Raw genomic sequence first — 19,271 nt, forward strand, 5'->3', positions numbered from 1 at the left:
CTCCTTTTTATTTAATGAATAATAAAACTTATTTTCGTTCCTGTGTTAAGACGTTCTATTATAAGGCTGCTATTATATATTAGCTTAAGTCTATTATTTACATTGGCTAGTCCAATTTTATTTTCTTTTATATTATTACTATATATACTGTTAATTATATGATTAGGAATACCTATACCATCATCTTCTACTATTATTATAACATCTTTTAAATTATGTTTTTTTACTGCAATTTTTACAGTACCATAGCCAGAGCCTTCTAAAATTCCATGTTTTATTGAATTTTCTACTAAAGGCTGTATTATAAGAGAAGGAATTTTTATTTTTATACTTTTGTCAATATCATAAATTATATTAATTTTATTACCAAATCGTGCCTTTTCAATCTCTACATAAGCTTTTACTTGTTCAATTTCTTTTTCTAACTCCACAAATGTATTTATTTTTTCCATATTGTATCTTAAATAAAAAGATAAATTAATTATTAGTTCTCTAGCTTTATTTGGGTTAAATCTTATAAAGGAAGCTATAGTGTTTAAAGCATTAAATAAAAAATGAGGATTAATTTGAGCTTGAAGTGCTTTGATTTCAGCTTTAGCAGCCATTTCTTTAAGTTTGCCTATTTTACTAATTTCAAGTTGAGTTGAAATTATTTGAGATAAACCTATAGCTAATTTTTCATTTGTATAAGATATACCATTTTCTTTAGAATAATATAATTTTAAAGTTCCCTTAACTTCATCGCCATCTTTAATTGGAAGAATAATTACAGATTTTAAAGGACAATTTTTGTAAAAACATTGTATTTCATTAGCAGAATTTAAAATTTTCATAGAACCATTTTTAATAACTTGATTTGTAGCAGCAGTTTGTATTGAATTTCCAATTTTATGATGATCATAGCCAAGACCTACATGAGCAAGTATTGTATTTTTATCAGTTATTTCTACTGCAGCAGCTCCAGTAGAATCTTTTATTATAGAGCATATATTGCTTAAAGAATTTTTATTAATATCTCTAAAATAGGGTAGAGTTTTATTTGCTATTTCAAGTGCTAATTGTGCTTGTTTTGCAGCTATTTGTTCTTTTTCATTTAATGTTTTTTCTATTAAAATAATTAAAAATGATATTCCCAATGCATTCGTAAAACTCATTGGCAAATATATACTTTTAACTATGGAAAGAGCATTAGAATAAGGTTTTGACATTATGAGTATAAGAAACATTTCTATACTTTCTGTAATAAAACCACATATAAAACCATATAACCATTTATTAAATTTATTACATTTTTTGTATATATAAGCAGCGAAAAAACCTGAAAGAATTGTAGTTATTGCACAAGGAATTGAAGTTATACCACCTATATCATAAATAAATCTATGAATACCGGTAACTATACCAGATATTATTCCGACAAAGGGACCATAAAGTATTCCGCCGGCAATGATTCCTATAATTCTTGTGTTAGCTATTGCACCATTAACATCTGTACCCATATAAGTACTTATTATTCCAAATATAGAAAAAGTTATAGATAGTATAAAAAGATCTAATTTTTTTAGTTGTTCTTTTTGTATTATATTTTTAAATATTGATACATTTGAAATAATAAAAACTATAAAAATTATATAACTTAAATTAGTTATAAGATTTTTAAGTAAATATATCATATTATCTTATACTCCTAAATTAAATTTTTTATAAATATGCAAAATAAAACTTAAATTGAACTTAAATATAGTATAGTAAAATATATACAATCAGTAAATATATTTTATCATATGAAAAAATTACAAGCTAAAAATTGATTTTTTAAAAATAATATAATATTATATAAATAAGTTTATTATTAAATATTAATTTATAGATATCCAAAATGAATTAGAATTTACTAAAATAATAATATAAGCACTAAATATTTTTTATTTTAGCATAAATCACTATTATTTTAGTAAAGAGATATATTAAAATTTGGTTATCTATAATAATGTTATTATAATTATAAAGCTATTATAGAGGTGAAATATGAAAGTCAGAGTTGCAAATAAAAAATTATTTACATTTTGGTGTTGTGTATTTATATTAATTATAATAAATATATTCCTTTCAATAAGTAAACATGTAATTGGAATAAAGGACAAGCCTGCTAATACATTATCCACATTATCTAATAATATAGTCTTAACTTCTGATAAAAATGGGAGTATAACTTTAGAAGAAAATAATTATTTTAAAAAGATTACTATTAATACTAAAAATTATAACGATACAGTTGATTTTGAAGATTTAAGAGATTTTATTGAGATAAATTTAAAAAAAGATGACATTTTAAAATTAAATTTAAGAGGTAGCGATAAAGAAGTTAAAGATATTTTTTATGAAAAATATGATGACAATTTAAAAATTAAGGTAAAAAAGAACTTTAATAAAAATAATTTTGTATATTTAGATAAATCTAATTCAAAAAAAATTATAGTTTTAATTTCGAAAAAAGAAAATCCATATAAAAATACCATAGTTTTAGATGCAGGGCATGGTGGAGAGGATATAGGAGCAAATGTTGGCTCAATTTATGAAAAAGATATAACTTTAAAAATTACTGATTATGCAGCCGATGAATTAAGATATAGAGGATATAAGGTAGTTAAGACTAGAGAAGATGATAGATTATTGGAATTAAGTGAAATAGGGAAAATAGCAAATGCTGCTTTGGCAGATTTATTTATATCTGTTCATATTAATTTTAATGAAGACAGTGTATATAAAGGTGTATCTACGTATTATTATGATATTGATGGATATCAAAAGGAAGAAAGAATTAAGCTCGCAGAAACAATGCAGTCAGAATTGATTAAAGATGATAATTGGGAAGATAGAGGAATAATTAAAGAAAATTTTCAAGTTTTAAGAGAAACTAAAATGCCTAGTGTTCTTTTGGAATGTGGATTTTTAAGTAATCAAGAAGATAGAAGAAAATTAACAGATGAGAGTGTTTTGAAAAATTTCGCAAAAAATATTGCAAATGGAATCGATAAATATTTAGAAAGTAATAAAGCAAAAGAATAAAATACACTTATTAGTTAAAGATAAACACGGGGGATCCCGTGTTTTTGCATTAACTAAATATATATAATATAATTATTTAAGTAATATATAAAAGGGAGCTGAATTTATGTATAAACTTATATGTTTAGATATGGATGGAACACTTTTAAATAGTAATGGTAAAATCAGTGATAGAAATATAAAAGCTGTAAAATTAGCTCATGAAAAAGGAGTAAAAGTTACTATTTGTACTGGAAGAGTATATACTTCTGCTGCTTATTATGGAGATTTAATAGGAGTAAAAGTTCCAATTATTGCATTAAATGGAGCTTATATAAAAGAAAAAGATAGAGATGAAGTTATTTATAAATCTGTTTTAGGTAAAGAAAAATGCAATAAAATATTAAATATATTAAAGAAATATGATATATATCCCCATTTTAATGCACCAGATATAATTTTTACTGAAAAAATTATATATTCTTCAGAGGGTTACAGTAAACAAAATGAAGAATTACCTGAAAAATGGAAAATAAAAATTCAGGTGTCAAAAGACTGGGACAGTATATTTGAAAAATATGGTGATAGTATTATAAAATGTATTGCTATTGATGATGATTTAGAAAAAATTAAAGCAGCTAAAAAAGAATTAAAACAACATGATGAGTTTGAAGTGGTAAGCTCATCTTCTAATAATATTGAAATTATGTGCAAAGGAGTTTCAAAAGGGAGAGCGGTAGAAGTACTTGCTGGATTTTATGGAATTAAAAGGGAAGAAATTATGTGTATAGGGGACAATGAAAATGACATATCTATGATAAAATATGCAGGACTTGGAGTAGCAATGGGAAATGCTGAGGAAACACTAAAAAATATAGCAGATTTTATTACAGATAATAATGATGAAGATGGTGTTGCAAAAGCAATTGAAAAATTTATATTAAATAATTAATAAACCAAGTTAAATAAAAGCTTTACTAAAGATATTACATAATATAATATATAAATTATTAAAAATATAATTAAAAATTATAAAGGAGGAAAAATTTTGAATCTTAATATTGTTTTGTTTCAACCTGAAATTCCTCAAAATACTGGAAACATAGCAAGAACCTGCGTACTTACAAATTCCAAACTTCATCTTATAAAACCTTTAGGATTTAGTTTAGATGAAAAACATTTAAAACGAGCAGGATTAGACTATTGGCAGTATCTTGACTTAGAAATACATGAATCTTATGAAGATTTTAGAAATAAATATAAAGAAGGAAATTTTTATTTTTCAACAACTAAAGGGAAAAAATATTATACACAAGTTTCATATCAAGAGGGAGACTTTATTATTTTTGGTAGAGAAACTTCAGGGCTTCCAGACTATATAAGAAATAGTAATTTAGATAATTTAATAAGAGTGCCAATGCTTGAGACTAGTACCCGCTCTCTTAATTTATCAAATACTGTAGCTATTTTGGCCTATGAAGCTTTAAGACAAATGAACTTTCCAAACATGAAATAATAAAAAAGGAGTAGTATTTGTGGAAAAAATAAAAATTATAACAGACAGCACAGCGGATTTACCTTTAGATATAGTAGAAAAATATGATATAGAAGTAATTCCTTTAACAGTGCATTTTGGAAAAGAAAGTTATAAAGATGGGATAGATATAAAACTTAATGAATTCTTAAAAAAAATGGAAGAAAGCAATGAATTACCTGTTACATCACAAATAAATCCCCAGTGTTTTTATGAATATTATAATAGATACATAAAAGAAGGATATAAAATAATATCAATACATATTTCTTCAAAATTAAGCGGAACTTATCAATCAGCCTGTATAGCAAAAGATATGATTGGAAGTGAAGATATTATTGTTATAGATAGCTTTAATGTTACTTCTGGTCTTGGGCTTTTGGTAATTAAAGCGGCAAAGCTAGTTAAGGAAGGATTTAAAATAAAAGAAATAGAAGAAAAAATTATAGAAATTATACCTCATGTAAAAAGTGCAGTAGCTTTTGAAAGTTTAGAAAATTTAGTTAAAGGTGGAAGACTTTCTAAAACAGCAGGAGTAATAGGTGGAATTCTCAATATTAGAATAATAATAACTATAGAAAATGGAGAAATTATTGTATTTGATAAGGTAAGAGGAAGTAAAAAAGCAGCAAAAGTTATATGGGATTATTTAAAAGAAAAAGGTATAAAAAGTGGTGAAACTGTTGCTTTAGTGCAGGCAGAAAACAAAAATATTCTAGAAATATTAAAAGAAAATCTTATTACAGAAAAAATTGAATTTATAGAAACTGAGGTTGGTTGTGTAGTAGGAACTCATTCTGGTACTGGAGCTTGTGGATTATTTTTTATAGAAAAGTATTAACATAAATTTATATTTTTATAAGATTATAGAAGGAGTGCAATAAAAATGCATAATATATATGATATTGTAATAATTGGAGGAGGTCCTGCAGGGCTTTCAGCAGCTATTTATGCTGCAAGGTCAAAGATGGATACATTAGTAATTGAACGTTCTAAATTTGGCGGACAAACAGCAACAACAGATGAAATTGAAAATTATCCAGGATCTATAGAAAATTGTACAGGACCACAGCTTGTTGAAAGAATGAGAAAACAAGCTGAAGATTTTGGAACAAAATTTGAAAAAGATGAAATATTAGAGGTAGATTTCACATCAAAAATTAAAGAACTTAAAGGTAATAAAGATATTTATAAAGCCAAAAGTGTAATAATAGCAACTGGTGCTTCACCTAAACTTGCAGGATTTAAAAATGAAATAGAGTTAAGAGGAAGAGGAATTTCTTATTGTGCTACATGTGATGCTGACTTTTTTACTGATTTAAATGTAGCTGTAGTTGGAGGTGGAGATTCAGCATTAACTGAAGCTATATATTTAACAAAGTTTGCAGAAAGTGTAACTATAATTCATAGAAGAGATAAATTTAGAGGAGTAAAATCTATACAAGAAAAAGTGTTTAATAATCCTAAAATTAAAGTAATATATGATTCTGTAGTTGAAGAAGCAATAGGGGATGGAATACTTGAAGGATTAATTATTAAAAATGTAAAAACAGGAGAAAAATCTAATCTTAAAGTTGATGGATGTTTTGTATTTGTCGGTTATGAACCTATTTCTGATTTATTTAAAGATAAAATAAAAATGAACGAAGCAGGTTATATAATTACAGATGAAGAAATGAAAACAAACATTCCAGGAGTATTTGCAGCAGGTGATATAAGAGTAAAATCTTTAAGGCAGGTTATTACAGCTGCTGCAGATGGAGCTATTGCTGCAACCAATGCAGAACATTATTTAGAAAACGAGTTTTAGGAATAAATTATTATGTAAAATTTATTTCTAAGGAGGTTTATTAAAGTATGATAGAACTTAACAATGAAAATTTTGAATCAGAAGTTATAAATTATAAAGAAAAACCAGTATTTGTAGATTTTTGGGGAGATAAATGTGAAATTTGTAAAAATTTAATGCCAGAGGTGCATAAATTAGAAGAAAAGTATAAAGACAAGATAAAGTTTGCAAGTTTAAATACTTCTGCTTTTGGAAAACTTGCAATATCTCAAAGAGTTTTAGGACTTCCTACTATGATAATATATAAAAATGGAGAAAAATATAAAACTATTACTCCAGATAAAATAAAAAGTATAAAAGATGTAGAAAACTTTATTAAAATTGTTTATGATAATATTTAATATGAAAAGATTTTAAAAATTATCATTTAAAAATTAATAATTTAAAATAAAATATGACAAAAATAATAAACAAAATTATAACAAAAATATGTATAAAAAGATAAAATATAATTAAAAAAGGGCATAGCTTTTGGCTATGTCCTTAAAAATATGTTTAAAATATGTTATAATATTTTAAAAAGATAAAGTGAGGTGAGGATAATATGGATATTAATTTTAACTTAAATCTAACTCAAGAGCAAAAATTAATAATGACTCAAGAGATGCAATTATCAATAAAAATTTTACAAATGTCTAGCTTAGAACTTATAGAACACATAGAAAACGAAGTATTGGAAAATCCTGTTTTAGAAGCTGAATATAATGAAAATTTACAAACATATGACGATAAAGATATAGTTAATTATAAAGAATTAATCAAGTATCTTGAGTTTGATAATTATAGTCATAATTATAATGAAAAAAACAATAATGAAGATGAAATCTCACCTTTTAATTTTATTTCAGAAAAATTAACTTTAAGAGAATATTTAATAAATCAAATTATTGGCATAGATGTAAAGGATTACCTAAAGCCTGTATGTGAATATATTATAAATAATTTAGATGAAAGAGGTTATTTAGAAATTGGAATTGATGAAATATCAAAACAATTTAATATAGAAAAAAATGATGCAGCTAAAGCATTAGATATTGTTCAAAGCCTTGATCCTTCAGGAATAGCTGCAAGAAATATTAAAGAATGTTTAATACTTCAACTAAAAAGAAAAAAATATGAAGATGAAAAATTATATACAATAGTGAATAACTATTTAGAGAATTTAGCAGAAAATAAATATTCAGATATTTCTAAAGCATTAAATATTTCCCTAAAAGAAGTTCAATACTATGAAGATATAATAAAATCTCTTAATCCTAAGCCTTCTAGTGGGTTTTATACAGGAGAAGAGATAAGCTTTATTGTACCAGAGGCTTATATTAGAAAAATAGGTGAAGAGTATCATATAATAATAAATGATAATGTTTTGCCTAAATTAATAATAAATGAAAACTACAAAGAAATAGTAAAATTAAATGAAGATAAAGATGCTATTAGTTATGTTAAAGAAAAAATAAATAATGCACTTTTTTTAATGAAAAGTATAGAACATAGAAAAAGCACTATATATAAAGTTCTTTCTGAAATAGTAAAAATTCAAAAAGAATATTTTGATTATGGAGAAAAATATTTAAAACCTATGACTTTAAAAGATATAGCAGAAAAAATTGATATGAATGAATCTACAGTAAGCAGAGCTATAAAAGATAAATATATAAATACAAATAGAGGATTAGTAAAAATAAAAGACTTATTTACTAATAAAGTAATTTTAAGCAGCAATAAAGATGAAACAATATCTACAAATATTGTAAAGAAAGAAATAAAAGAACTTATTGATAAAGAAGATAAAAAAAATCCTCTTTCTGATCAAGAAATATGTAATATATTAAATAAAAAAGGTATGAATATTTCTAGGAGAACAGTGGCAAAATATAGAGAAGATATGAATATAAAATCTTCAAGTAAAAGAAAAAGATTTTAAATATTACAAAAAAATTTTTTGTTCACACTTTATTTACAATTTTTTTTTAAATACTAATTTAAAAAAATTAGTATTTAATTTATAATAGAAGTGGGACAAGAAGCAAACAGCTGGGACGTCTGTTGACCAAAGAGGTGTTTTTATTGCATGATGTATTAAAATCCGTACAAAAGCTTGTTCCTGAAACATTAGAACTTCTTCAAAAAAGATATGATATTTTGAGGACTATATATTATAATAGTCCTATAGGAAGAAGAATCCTTGCAAATAATTTAGGAATATCTGAAAGAATTGTAAGAAATGAAATAAATTTTTTAAAAAATCAAAATTTAATAAGTATAAATACTCCAGGTATGACACTAACTTCTGAAGGTATTGACGTATTAGAGAAACTTAAGGATTTTATACATGAGCTTAAAGGTCTTTCAGAAATAGAAAGTTACATAAAAAAATATTTGAATTTAAAAAATGTTATTATTGTTCCAGGAAATGCAGATGAAGATATAACTGTTCTTTCAGAACTTGGTAAGGCAGCATCTAATTTTATAAAAGAACTTTTAAAAGATAATTCCATTATAGCCTTAACTGGTGGTTCTACTATAAAGTCAGTTATAGATAATATTTCTAATATAAGCAGTTTTAAAAATATTTTAGTTGTACCTGCAAGAGGTGGCATGGGAAGAAGTTTAGAAGTTCAGGCTAATAATCTTGCTGCTAATTTAGCACAAAAAATAGGAGCTAATTATAAACTTTTGCATGTGCCAGATAACTTAAGCAGTAATGCTTTAAGTGCTCTTTTAAATGAAAAAGATGTAAAAGAAGTTATAGAAAATGTTAAAAATTCACACATATTAATATATGGTATAGGAAGAGCAGATATAATGGCTCAAAAAAGAGGCTTAAATGATGACAAAATAAAAAGCCTTATGGGAAAAGGTGCAGTAGGAGAAGCTTTAGGATATTATTTTAATAATAATGGAGAAGTAATATACTGTGCATCCACAATAATAGTTGAACATGATTTTTTAAAAAATATTAATAATTTAATAGCTGTTGCAGCAGGAAAATCCAAGGGAGAAGCTATAATTTCAGCTTTAAAAAGTATAAACAACACAACTCTTATAACAGATGAAGGTGCTGCTTTAGAAATTATTAATATTTTGAATAAAAAAGAGCAAACTATCTAATGTTCATAGTATATTTTATAAATTTAGTCAAATTATATTTTATATATATAATTTATTATATTTCATAGGAGGTAATATCAAATGGTAAAAGTTGGTATTAATGGTTTTGGAAGAATAGGAAGGAATGTGTTTAAGGCATTAGTTAAAAATTATGGCAATGAACTAGAAGTTGTTGCTATAAATGATTTAACTACTCCAGCAACACTTGCACATCTTTTAAAGTATGATTCCTTATTTGGAAAGTATAATGGAACTGTAGAAGCTACAGACAATTCCATTATAGTTGATGGAAAAGAAATAAAAATATTTGCTGAAAAAGAAGTTAAAAATATTCCTTGGGCTTCTGTTGGAGCAGAAATAATTATAGAATCAACTGGATTCTATACAGATGCTGAAAAAGCTAAAGGACATATGGAACAGGCTGGAGTTAAAAAAGTTCTTATATCAGCACCAGCTAAAAATGAAGATATAACAATAGTTATGGGGGTTAATGAAGATAAATACGATCCAGCTAACCATAACATAATTTCAAATGCTTCATGTACTACAAACTGCTTAGCACCATTTGCTAAAGTTCTTCATCAAGAATTTGGAATAGTTAAAGGTCTTATGACAACAGTTCATTCATACACAAATGACCAAAGAATACTTGATGGTCCACATAAAGATTTAAGAAGAGCTAGAGCAGCAGCAGAAAGCATGATACCTACAACAACTGGAGCTGCTAAAGCAGTTGCATTAGTTCTTCCAGAATTAAAAGGAAAATTAAATGGATTTTCATTAAGAGTTCCAACTCCAACAGTTTCATGCACAGATTTAGTTGCTGAATTAGAAAGAGAAGTAACAGTAGAAGAAGTAAATGCTGCATTCGAAAAAGCTGCTAATGGACCAATGAAGGGAATACTTGGAATAGAAAAAGAACCATTAGTATCTATGGACTTTAGAGGAGATGAAAGATCTTCTATAGTTGATGCTCCATCTACAATGGTTATAGGTGGAAACATGGTTAAAGTTGTTTCCTGGTATGACAATGAATGGGGTTATTCAAATAGATTAGCTGATTTAACTAAATACGTAGCTGATAGATTATAATTAAAAATATAATATATAGGTCTGGTTTTGTAGTTAGGGCTATAAACCCAGACCTTTATTAAATTTACATATAAAATTTATTATAAAGGAGATATTAATATGAAATTTAATAAAAAGACTATTGAAGATATTGAAGTTAAAGGAAAAAGAGTTTTAGTAAGATGTGATTTTAACGTACCAATGAAAGATGGAAAAATAACAGATGAAAATAGATTAAAAGGAGCACTTCCAACTATAAAATATTTAATAGAGCATGGTGCAAAAGTTATTCTTTGTTCACATTTAGGTAAAGCTAAAGGACCAGATCCAAGTTTAACTCTTGCTCCAGTTGCTAAAAGATTATCTGAAATGCTTGGAAAAGAAGTTATATTTGCTGCTGATGATGTAGTTGTTGGAGAAAATGCTAAAAAAGCAGTAGAAAACGCTAAAGAGGGAGACGTTATTCTTCTTGAAAATACTAGATTTAGAAAAGAAGAAGGAAAGAATGAAGACTCCTTCTCAAAAGATTTAGCATCTCTAGCTGATGTTTATGTAAATGATGCTTTTGGTACAGCTCATAGAGCACATTGTTCAACAGTTGGAGTTACTAAATTTGTAGATACTGCTGTATGTGGCTACCTAATTCAAAAGGAATTAAAGTTCTTAGGAGATGCAGTTGAAAATCCAACAAGACCTTTTTGCGCAATATTAGGAGGAGCAAAGGTTGTTGATAAAATAGCTGTTATAGAAAACCTATTAGATAAAGTTGATACTTTAATAATAGGTGGTGGAATGGCTTATACTTTCTTTAAAGCTCAAGGCTATGAAATAGGCAAATCACTTCTTGATGAAGAAAGACTTGATTATGCAAAAGAAATGATGGAAAAAGCTAAAGCTAAAGGAGTTAAACTATTACTTCCTGTTGATAACAGAGTTGCACCAGAATATGCTGATGTTGAAGCTAAAATTACAGAAGATCAAAATGTACCAGAAGGGTATATGGGATTAGATATAGGACCAAAATCTGAAAAAATATTTGCAGATGCTATAAAGGAAGCAAAAACAGTTATATGGAATGGACCTATGGGAGTTGCTGAATTTAAGAATTTTGCAGAAGGTACTATAGCAGTTGCTAAAGCCATGGCTGAATCAGGAGCAACCACAATTATAGGTGGAGGAGATAGTGCTGCAGCTGTTAACAATCTTGGATTTGGTGATAAGATGACTCATATATCAACTGGTGGTGGAGCTTCATTAGAATTTTTAGAAGGCAAAGAACTTCCAGGAATAGCTGCACTTAACGACAAATAATAAAATATTAATAAATATTAATAAACAATTATTATTTATTAATATTTACATATAAAACTATAGTGATATAATAAAATCATAAATATAATTAAGAATGAAGATTATTCTTCATTCTTAATTATAAATAAACAAATTTTTTAAAATAAAGATTTAAAATATAAAAAATTAATCATAAAAATTTAAAATAATTTGTTTATATTTATTAAGTAAAAAGAAAGTGGTGTTAAAAAATATGAGAAAGCCTATTATAGCAGGGAATTGGAAAATGCATAAAAATATAGAAGAATCTGTTCGATTTATTGAAGAGATAAAACCATTAGTAAAAGATGCTAAATGTGAAGTAGTAGTATGTCCTACATTTTTAGCTTTAGAATCAGTTGTTAAAGCTTGTAAAGGAAGCAATATAAAAGTAGGAGCTCAAAATGTTCATTTTGAAGAAAAAGGAGCTTTTACAGGAGAAGTTGCTCCAGGAATGTTAGAAGCACTTGGAGTAGATTACGTTATAATAGGACATAGTGAGAGAAGACAATATTTCAATGAAACTGATGAAACTGTAAATAAAAAAATTAAGGCTGCATTTGCACATAATTTAATTCCAATACTTTGTGTTGGTGAAACTCTTGAAGAAAGAGAAAGTAATATAACAGAAAAAGTTATAGAAAAACAAATAACATTAGATTTAGAGGGATTAAATTCTGAACAAGTGGAGAAAATAGTTATAGCTTATGAGCCAATTTGGGCAATAGGCACTGGTAAAACTGCAACATCTGATCAAGCTAACGAAACCATAGCATTTATAAGAAGTGTTATAGCTAATATTTACGGAAGAGAAGTAGCAGAAAAAACTAGAATACAATATGGTGGTTCTGTTAAACCTTCAACTATAGCAGACCAAATGAGTAAATCAGACATAGATGGTGCATTAGTTGGGGGAGCAAGCTTGGTTGTAGAAGATTTTAGTGCTATTGTTAATTTTTAGATTTTAGGGGGAAAAGCCATGTCAAAAAAACCAGTTATGCTAATGATACTAGATGGATTTGGAATATCAGATAAAGTAGATGGTAATGCAGTAGCAGCAGCAAATAAACCTAATTATGATAAATATTTTAGCACTTATCCTCATACAGAAATAGGAGCAAGTGGAATGGATGTTGGGCTTCCAAAAGGTCAGATGGGAAATTCTGAAGTTGGACATTTAAATATTGGAGCAGGAAGAATAATATATCAAGAATTGACAAGAATAACTAAAGCGATAGAAGATGGCGATTTTTTTAAAAAGCCGGAATTTAATGATGCAATTGACAAGGCAATTAAAAATTCTACCTCCCTTCATCTTTTAGGACTTTTATCTGATGGTGGAGTTCATTCACACATAGATCATTTAAAGGCTTTAATTAAGCTTGCTAAAGATAAAGGACTAAAAAAAGTATATGTTCATGCTTTTCTTGATGGAAGAGACGTTCAGCCAGGTTCAGGAAAAGATTTTGTTTTAGATTTAGAAAATTATATGAAAGAAATTGGATGTGGCAGTATAGCTACAATTTCTGGAAGATATTATGCTATGGATAGAGACAAGAGATGGGAAAGAATTCAGCTTGCTTATAATGCCATGGTTTTAGGAAAAGGAGAAACTGCATCTTCAGCTTTAGAAGCCATTGAAAAATCTTATAATGATAATAAAACAGATGAATTTGTACTTCCAACTGTTATATTAGAAAATGGAGATCCAAGAGCTAAAATTTCAAATGGAGATTCAGTAATATTCTTTAATTTTAGACCAGATAGAGCAAGAGAAATCACTAGAGCTATAAATGATAAAGTATTTGACGGTTTTGAGAGAGAAACTTTAAATTTAAATTATGTATGTATGACTCAATATGATAAAACTTTAGAAAATGTATCTGTAGCGTTTAAACCAGAATCTTACAATAATACATTAGGAGAGTATGTAAGTAAACTAGGCAAAAAACAGCTTAGAATTGCTGAAACTGAAAAATATGCTCATGTTACATTCTTCTTTAACGGAGGAGTGGAAGCACCAAATGATGGTGAAGATAGAGCTCTTATTCCTTCTCCTAAAGTTGCAACTTATGACTTAAAGCCAGAAATGAGTGCTTTTGAAGTTACTGATGAAGTAATTAAAAGATTAGATAGTGATAAATATGATATGATAATTCTAAATTATGCAAACCCAGATATGGTAGGCCATACAGGTGTGTTTGAAGCTGCTAAAAAGGCCATAGAAGCTGTTGATGTTTGTCTTGGTAAAGTAGTGGAAAAAGTTTTAGAAAAAGATGGTATAGTATTTATAACTGCTGATCATGGAAATGCTGAAACAATGATTGATTTTTCAACTGGAGAACCTATGACTGCTCATACAACTGATCCAGTTCCTTTCCTTTATATTTCTAAAGAAGCTAAGGGCAAAGAACTTAGAGAAGGCGGAAAACTTTGTGATATAGCTCCAACTATGCTTGAAGTTATGGGCCTTGAAATTCCATCTGAAATGACTGGAAAATCTTTAATAAAATAATTTAAATTAATTACTGCAGAGAGAAAATACTCTCTGCAGATAAAATATATATTAGAAAGGAGTTTTTTTATGAAAATGCATGTAGATATTGTAGATGTAACAGCAAGACAAATTCTTGATTCAAGATGTTTCCCTACTGTAGAAGTTGAAGTTACATTAGAAGATGGTACTATAGGAAGAGCTGCTGTTCCATCAGGAGCATCAACAGGTATATTTGAAGCTGTTGAATTAAGAGATAATGACAAATCAAAATTTAATGGAAAAGGTGTTCTTAAAGCTGTAGATAATGTAAATAATATCATAGCTCCAGAATTAATTGGTATGAATGTATTTGATCAAGTAGCGATAGATAAAACTATGCTTGAACTTGATGGAACTAAAAATAAAAGTAAATTAGGAGCAAATGCAACACTTGGGGTATCACTTGCTGTTGCACATGCTGCTGCTAACTATTTAGGTCTTCCTTTATATCAATATATAGGAGGAGTAAATGCAAAGGTTCTTCCAGTTCCAATGATGAACATAATAAATGGAGGAAAGCATGCTGATAATAATGTAGATCTTCAAGAATTTATGATTATGCCTGCAGGAGCTCCATCTTTTAGTGAAGCTTTAAGAATGAGTGCTGAAGTTTATCATGCTTTAAAAGCAAACTTAAAGGCTAAAGGATATGAAACAGGAGTTGGCGATGAAGGAGGATTTGCCCCTAATTTAAAATCTAATGAAGAAGCTATTCAAGTTATAATAGAAGCTATAGAAAAAGCTGGATATACTCCAGGAAAAGATATATATATAGCATTAGATCCAGCATCTTCAGAATTATTCGAAGATGGAAAATATAACTTAAAGGGAGAAGGAAAAGTTCTTACTCCAGAAGAAATGGTTAATTTCTACGTTGATTTAGTTAACAAATATCCAATAATTTCAATAGAAGATGGTATGGCAGAAGAAGATTGGGAAGGTTGGAAACTTATAACTGAAAAGCTTGGAAACAAAATTCAATTAGTTGGAGATGACCTTTTTGTAACTAATACTGAAAGACTTCAAATGGGTATCGAAAGAAAAACAGCTAACTCAATTCTTATAAAGCTTAATCAAATAGGAACACTTACAGAAACTCTTAATGCTATAGAAATGGCAGAAAGAGCTGGTTATACCGCAGTAGTTTCTCATAGAAGTGGTGAAACTGAAGATACAACTATAGCTGATTTAGTTGTAGCTATGAATGCAGGACAAATAAAAACTGGTGCTCCAGCAAGAAGTGAAAGAGTTGCAAAATATAATCAACTTTTAAGAATTGAACAAGAGCTTGGAGATATGGCTGAATACAGAGGAATAAAAGCATTTTATAATATAAAAAGATAATTAAAATATAAGAAGACCTTTCTGTATAATGCAGCAAGGTCTTTTTAATTATAGTTATTGTATTATATTTTTTAGTGTGATAAAATAACAATGTATAATTTTGTGGGAGGTATATGAAATGAAAACTGCACTTATAGTTGCACTTGTTATAATTTCTTTAATACTTATAGTTCTTGTATTTTTGCAACCAAGTAAGACAAATGGATTATCAGGATTTGTAGGTGGAGGAGCTGGAGATACATATTACAGTAAAAATAAAACAAAGACTTATGAAGGTATGTTATCTAGACTTACGGTTATTTTTGCCATTTTATTTGCCTTAGTTGTAATCGCATTAAATAAAGTTTAATAATTTTACTGTTAAAGTATAGTCTATAGGCTGTACTTTTTTATTTTATAATTTTAAATTTTGGATAATCTTGTTATAATATAAGAATATTATTTTAAATAATACAAAAAATAGTATTAAGAATATTAATATTAAAAAGGAGAAAATAAAATGAATATAAGAGAAGCTATTATAGAATTTATGAGAGAAAAAGCTTATAAACCTATGTCAATATATGAACTGGCTAATAGTTTTAATATTAGCAAAGATGAATTTTATATTTTTGAAGACACTATAAATGAAATGGAAAAAGATGGTGAAATATTAAAAACAAGAACAGATCATTATGGACTTCCAGAAAGAATGGGACTTGTAGTAGGAAAACTTCAAGGGCATCAAAAAGGATATGGTTTTGTAATACCAGAAAACAATGAAAGCGATGTTTTTATACCTATATCAAGTATGAGTGGAGCAATGCATGGTGATAAAGTAATAGCAAAGGTTACTAAAGAAGAACAAGGAGGTAAAAGAAGAGAAGGAGAAATAATTAGAATACTTAAAAGAAACAATAAAACTATAATAGGCATCTATGAAGACAGCAAAAATTTTGGATTTGTAATAGCTGATAATAAGAGAATAGCACAGGATATATTTATTCCCAAAAATGATAAAAATGGAGCTAAAACAGGTCAAATAGTAATTGCAGAAATAACAGCTTGGCCAGATGGAAGAAGAAATCCAGAAGGAAGGATAATTGAAATACTTGGGAATAAAGGCGATAAGGGAATAGACATACTTACTATTATAAGAAAATATGGACTTCCAGAAGAATTCCCTCCTAAAGTAGAAAGATACGCTGATAATATATCAGAAGAAATACCAGAAGAAGAATATAAAAGACGTGAAGATTTAAGAAGTTTAAATATGGTAACTATAGATGGAGAAGATGCTAAAGATTTAGATGATGCTGTATCAATAGAAAGATTGCCTAATGGTAATTTTAAATTAGGTGTTCATATTGCTGATGTTTCTAATTATGTAAAAGAAAAAAATCCTCTTGATAAAGAAGCATTTAAAAGAGGTAATTCTGTTTATTTAATAGACAGAGTAATACCTATGCTGCCGAAAAAACTTTCAAATGGAGTATGCAGTTTAAATCCTAATGTAGATAGATTAGCATTAAGCTGTATTATGGAGATTGATAGAAATGGAAAAGTTTTAGATTATAAAATTGTTGAAAGCGTTATTAAAAGTAAAGAAAGAATGACTTATACAGATGTTACAAAAATACTTAGAGATAAAGATGAAAATCTCATAAAAAGATATGAATATCTTTATGAAGACTTTAAAGCTATGGAAGAGCTTTGCAATATACTTTATAAAAAAAGAATGAGCAGAGGAGCAATAGACTTTGAATTTGTAGAAAGCAAAATTATATTAGATGAAAATGGTAAAGCAATAGATGTTAAGCCATATGAAAGAGAAATAGCTAATAGAATAATAGAAGAATTTATGCTTGTATGTAATGAAACTATAGCAGAACATATGTTTTGGACTAATTTACCTTTTGTATATAGAATACATGAAGAACCAGACGAAGAAAAGTTAAATATTTTTCATGAATTTGTTTATAATTTAGGCTGTGTTGTAAAGTGGAGTAAAGAAATCCACCCTAAAATACTTCAGGAAATAATTGAAAAATTTAAAGGTAAAAATGAAGAAACTGTTGTAAGTACGCTTCTTCTTCGTTCACTAAAACAGGCAAGATATTCTCCAGAGTGCGTTGGACATTTTGGGTTAGCAGCAAGATATTATTGCCATTTTACCTCTCCTATAAGACGTTATCCCGATTTAATTATTCATAGAATAATTAAAGAATATATAAATGGGCAAATAGATGAAAATAGAATTAGCAGATTAAACAAAGAAGTTGAATATGCTTCTAAACAATCTTCTGAAATGGAAAGAGTTGCACAAGATGCTGAAAGAGAAGTAGATGATTTAAAGAAAGCTGAGTATATGTCAGATAAAATAGGAGAAGTATATGAAGGTATAATTTCTTCTATAACAAGTTTTGGAGTATTTGTAGAGTTGCCTAATACTATAGAGGGATTAATTCACATAAGTTATTTTGATGATGATTATTATATATATGATGAAAAACATCTAAGTTTAATAGGAGAAAGGACTAAGAAAATATATAGATTAGGAGATAAAATAAAGGTTAAAGTTTCTAAAGTAAATATAGATGAAAGAGAAATTTATTTTGAATTTGCAGAAAAAGAAGAAAATGAAAGTTCAGATGCAAATGTGTCTTTAGAAGAAGTTAAAGAAGAAAAAACTAAATAATAATAAAAATTTAAAGTAAGCTTCTTTATAATTCTGCTATTAAAACCTCATTCTTTTTTGTGAGTGAGGTGAGTTTGCTATTAAAGGAGCTTACTTAAATTAAAAATGAGGATAAATATATTGACTTATGGTACAATTTGTAATATAATAATATTCTGCTAATAGTTACTAAAGGATGTGATTCTATGGCAAAAGAGAGCAAAAATAGAACACTTGTTGAAAATAGAAAAGCTAGACACGATTATTTTATAGAAGAATCAATGGAAGCAGGAATTGAATTAGTTGGCACTGAAGTTAAGTCTGTAAGAGCTGGAAAAGCTAATTTAAAAGATAGTTATGCAGAAGTTAGAAACGGGGAAGTATTTATACGCAATATGCATATAAGTCCTTATGAGCAAGGGAATATATTTAATAGAGACCCTTTACGCGATAGAAGGTTGCTTCTTCATAAAAATGAAATAATGAAGCTTGCAGGATATATATCACAACAAGGTTACACTTTAGTACCTTTATCTTTATATTTAAAAAATGGTAAAATAAAAGTTAATCTTGCAGTAGCTAAAGGCAAAAAGAACTATGATAAAAGAGATGCAATGCTTGAAAAAGCAGCTAAAAGAGACATTGAAAGGGAAATAAAGAATAAAATGAGATATTAAAAAATAATTTAAAAAATTTCCTAATATTTATTATTGATTAATTCTATAATTTAATGTATTATATGTAATGTAATTAAGATGCAAGAGAAAAACTTAATAAAATAAAGTTTATTTTT

At 27.3% G+C, this 19,271-nt stretch carries 17 protein-coding genes; 16 read left to right on the forward strand and 1 reads right to left on the reverse strand.

Annotated elements, in window-relative coordinates; all coding sequences use genetic code 11:
• Window positions 1-11: 11 nt before the first annotated feature.
• A complete protein-coding gene (locus EGD97_RS00075) occupies window positions 12-1,673 on the reverse strand; it encodes a sensor histidine kinase (RefSeq protein WP_127836281.1) in 1,662 nt (553 codons plus the stop codon).
• Between the two features lie 355 nt (window positions 1,674-2,028).
• Between EGD97_RS00075 and EGD97_RS00080 the strand changes: the two genes are divergently transcribed.
• From EGD97_RS00080 to smpB, 16 genes are all read left to right on the forward strand, one after another.
• A complete protein-coding gene (locus EGD97_RS00080) occupies window positions 2,029-3,069 on the forward strand; it encodes an N-acetylmuramoyl-L-alanine amidase family protein (RefSeq protein ID WP_127836282.1) in 1,041 nt (346 codons plus the stop codon).
• Between the two features lie 106 nt (window positions 3,070-3,175).
• A complete protein-coding gene (locus EGD97_RS00085; protein ID WP_078681131.1) occupies window positions 3,176-4,000 on the forward strand; it encodes a Cof-type HAD-IIB family hydrolase in 825 nt (274 codons plus the stop codon).
• Between the two features lie 96 nt (window positions 4,001-4,096).
• Entirely contained in the window at window positions 4,097-4,564 is a 468-nt protein-coding gene (gene trmL / locus EGD97_RS00090; protein ID WP_078681130.1) for a tRNA (uridine(34)/cytosine(34)/5-carboxymethylaminomethyluridine(34)-2'-O)-methyltransferase TrmL, read from the forward strand.
• 19 nt (window positions 4,565-4,583) lie between these two features.
• Window positions 4,584-5,423: a DegV family protein gene (locus tag EGD97_RS00095; protein WP_127836283.1), complete on the forward strand. Its 840-nt coding sequence runs from the start codon at window positions 4,584-4,586 to the stop codon at window positions 5,421-5,423.
• A 45-nt stretch (window positions 5,424-5,468) separates the two neighbouring features.
• Window positions 5,469-6,392 carry a thioredoxin-disulfide reductase gene (gene trxB / locus EGD97_RS00100; RefSeq protein WP_127836284.1) on the forward strand — a complete coding sequence of 308 codons (924 nt, stop codon included), beginning with the start codon at window positions 5,469-5,471 and terminating at the stop codon, window positions 6,390-6,392.
• A gap of 47 nt (window positions 6,393-6,439) precedes the next feature.
• On the forward strand, window positions 6,440-6,772 hold the full coding sequence (locus EGD97_RS00105; RefSeq protein ID WP_127836285.1) for a thioredoxin family protein: 333 nt from the start codon (window positions 6,440-6,442) through the stop codon (window positions 6,770-6,772).
• A gap of 209 nt (window positions 6,773-6,981) precedes the next feature.
• Window positions 6,982-8,355: an RNA polymerase factor sigma-54 gene (rpoN, locus tag EGD97_RS00110; protein WP_205693938.1), complete on the forward strand. Its 1,374-nt coding sequence runs from the start codon at window positions 6,982-6,984 to the stop codon at window positions 8,353-8,355.
• A gap of 143 nt (window positions 8,356-8,498) precedes the next feature.
• A complete protein-coding gene (locus EGD97_RS00115; protein WP_127836287.1) occupies window positions 8,499-9,542 on the forward strand; it encodes a sugar-binding transcriptional regulator in 1,044 nt (347 codons plus the stop codon).
• Window positions 9,543-9,623: 81 nt separating this feature from the next.
• Entirely contained in the window at window positions 9,624-10,634 is a 1,011-nt protein-coding gene (gene gap / locus EGD97_RS00120; protein ID WP_078681124.1) for a type I glyceraldehyde-3-phosphate dehydrogenase, read from the forward strand.
• Between the two features lie 99 nt (window positions 10,635-10,733).
• Window positions 10,734-11,924 (forward strand): phosphoglycerate kinase, encoded by a 1,191-nt coding sequence (locus EGD97_RS00125; protein ID WP_127836288.1) that lies wholly within the window; start codon window positions 10,734-10,736, stop codon window positions 11,922-11,924.
• Between the two features lie 232 nt (window positions 11,925-12,156).
• A complete protein-coding gene (gene tpiA / locus EGD97_RS00130) occupies window positions 12,157-12,903 on the forward strand; it encodes a triose-phosphate isomerase (RefSeq protein WP_127836289.1) in 747 nt (248 codons plus the stop codon).
• Window positions 12,904-12,921: 18 nt separating this feature from the next.
• Entirely contained in the window at window positions 12,922-14,457 is a 1,536-nt protein-coding gene (gene gpmI / locus EGD97_RS00135) for a 2,3-bisphosphoglycerate-independent phosphoglycerate mutase (protein ID WP_127836290.1), read from the forward strand.
• Between the two features lie 69 nt (window positions 14,458-14,526).
• On the forward strand, window positions 14,527-15,822 hold the full coding sequence (gene eno, locus EGD97_RS00140; RefSeq protein ID WP_078681120.1) for a phosphopyruvate hydratase: 1,296 nt from the start codon (window positions 14,527-14,529) through the stop codon (window positions 15,820-15,822).
• A 118-nt stretch (window positions 15,823-15,940) separates the two neighbouring features.
• Complete coding sequence (gene secG / locus EGD97_RS00145; protein WP_078681119.1) at window positions 15,941-16,171, forward strand: preprotein translocase subunit SecG; 231 nt, start codon at window positions 15,941-15,943, stop codon at window positions 16,169-16,171.
• Between the two features lie 150 nt (window positions 16,172-16,321).
• Window positions 16,322-18,499 carry a ribonuclease R gene (rnr, locus tag EGD97_RS00150; RefSeq protein WP_127836291.1) on the forward strand — a complete coding sequence of 726 codons (2,178 nt, stop codon included), beginning with the start codon at window positions 16,322-16,324 and terminating at the stop codon, window positions 18,497-18,499.
• 185 nt (window positions 18,500-18,684) lie between these two features.
• Window positions 18,685-19,155: an SsrA-binding protein SmpB gene (gene smpB, locus EGD97_RS00155; protein WP_078681117.1), complete on the forward strand. Its 471-nt coding sequence runs from the start codon at window positions 18,685-18,687 to the stop codon at window positions 19,153-19,155.
• Window positions 19,156-19,271 lie beyond the last annotated feature (116 nt).

It is taken from the genome of Clostridium prolinivorans (assembly GCF_004011155.1).
GTDB classification, from domain to species: Bacteria; Bacillota; Clostridia; order Clostridiales; family Clostridiaceae; genus Clostridium_AT; species Clostridium_AT prolinivorans.

Bases quoted from the DNA above. Each gene is read 5' to 3' on its own strand.
- EGD97_RS00075 (WP_127836281.1), bottom strand. From the start codon at position 1,673: ATGATATATTTACTTAAAAATCTTATAACTAATTTAAGTTATATAATT.
- EGD97_RS00080 (WP_127836282.1), top strand. From the start codon at position 2,029: ATGAAAGTCAGAGTTGCAAATAAAAAATTATTTACATTTTGGTGTTGT.
- EGD97_RS00085 (WP_078681131.1), top strand. From the start codon at position 3,176: ATGTATAAACTTATATGTTTAGATATGGATGGAACACTTTTAAATAGT.
- trxB (WP_127836284.1), top strand. From the start codon at position 5,469: ATGCATAATATATATGATATTGTAATAATTGGAGGAGGTCCTGCAGGG.
- EGD97_RS00105 (WP_127836285.1), top strand. From the start codon at position 6,440: ATGATAGAACTTAACAATGAAAATTTTGAATCAGAAGTTATAAATTAT.
- gap (WP_078681124.1), top strand. From the start codon at position 9,624: ATGGTAAAAGTTGGTATTAATGGTTTTGGAAGAATAGGAAGGAATGTG.
- EGD97_RS00125 (WP_127836288.1), top strand. From the start codon at position 10,734: ATGAAATTTAATAAAAAGACTATTGAAGATATTGAAGTTAAAGGAAAA.
- tpiA (WP_127836289.1), top strand. From the start codon at position 12,157: ATGAGAAAGCCTATTATAGCAGGGAATTGGAAAATGCATAAAAATATA.
- gpmI (WP_127836290.1), top strand. From the start codon at position 12,922: ATGTCAAAAAAACCAGTTATGCTAATGATACTAGATGGATTTGGAATA.
- eno (WP_078681120.1), top strand. From the start codon at position 14,527: ATGAAAATGCATGTAGATATTGTAGATGTAACAGCAAGACAAATTCTT.
- secG (WP_078681119.1), top strand. From the start codon at position 15,941: ATGAAAACTGCACTTATAGTTGCACTTGTTATAATTTCTTTAATACTT.
- rnr (WP_127836291.1), top strand. From the start codon at position 16,322: ATGAATATAAGAGAAGCTATTATAGAATTTATGAGAGAAAAAGCTTAT.
- smpB (WP_078681117.1), top strand. From the start codon at position 18,685: ATGGCAAAAGAGAGCAAAAATAGAACACTTGTTGAAAATAGAAAAGCT.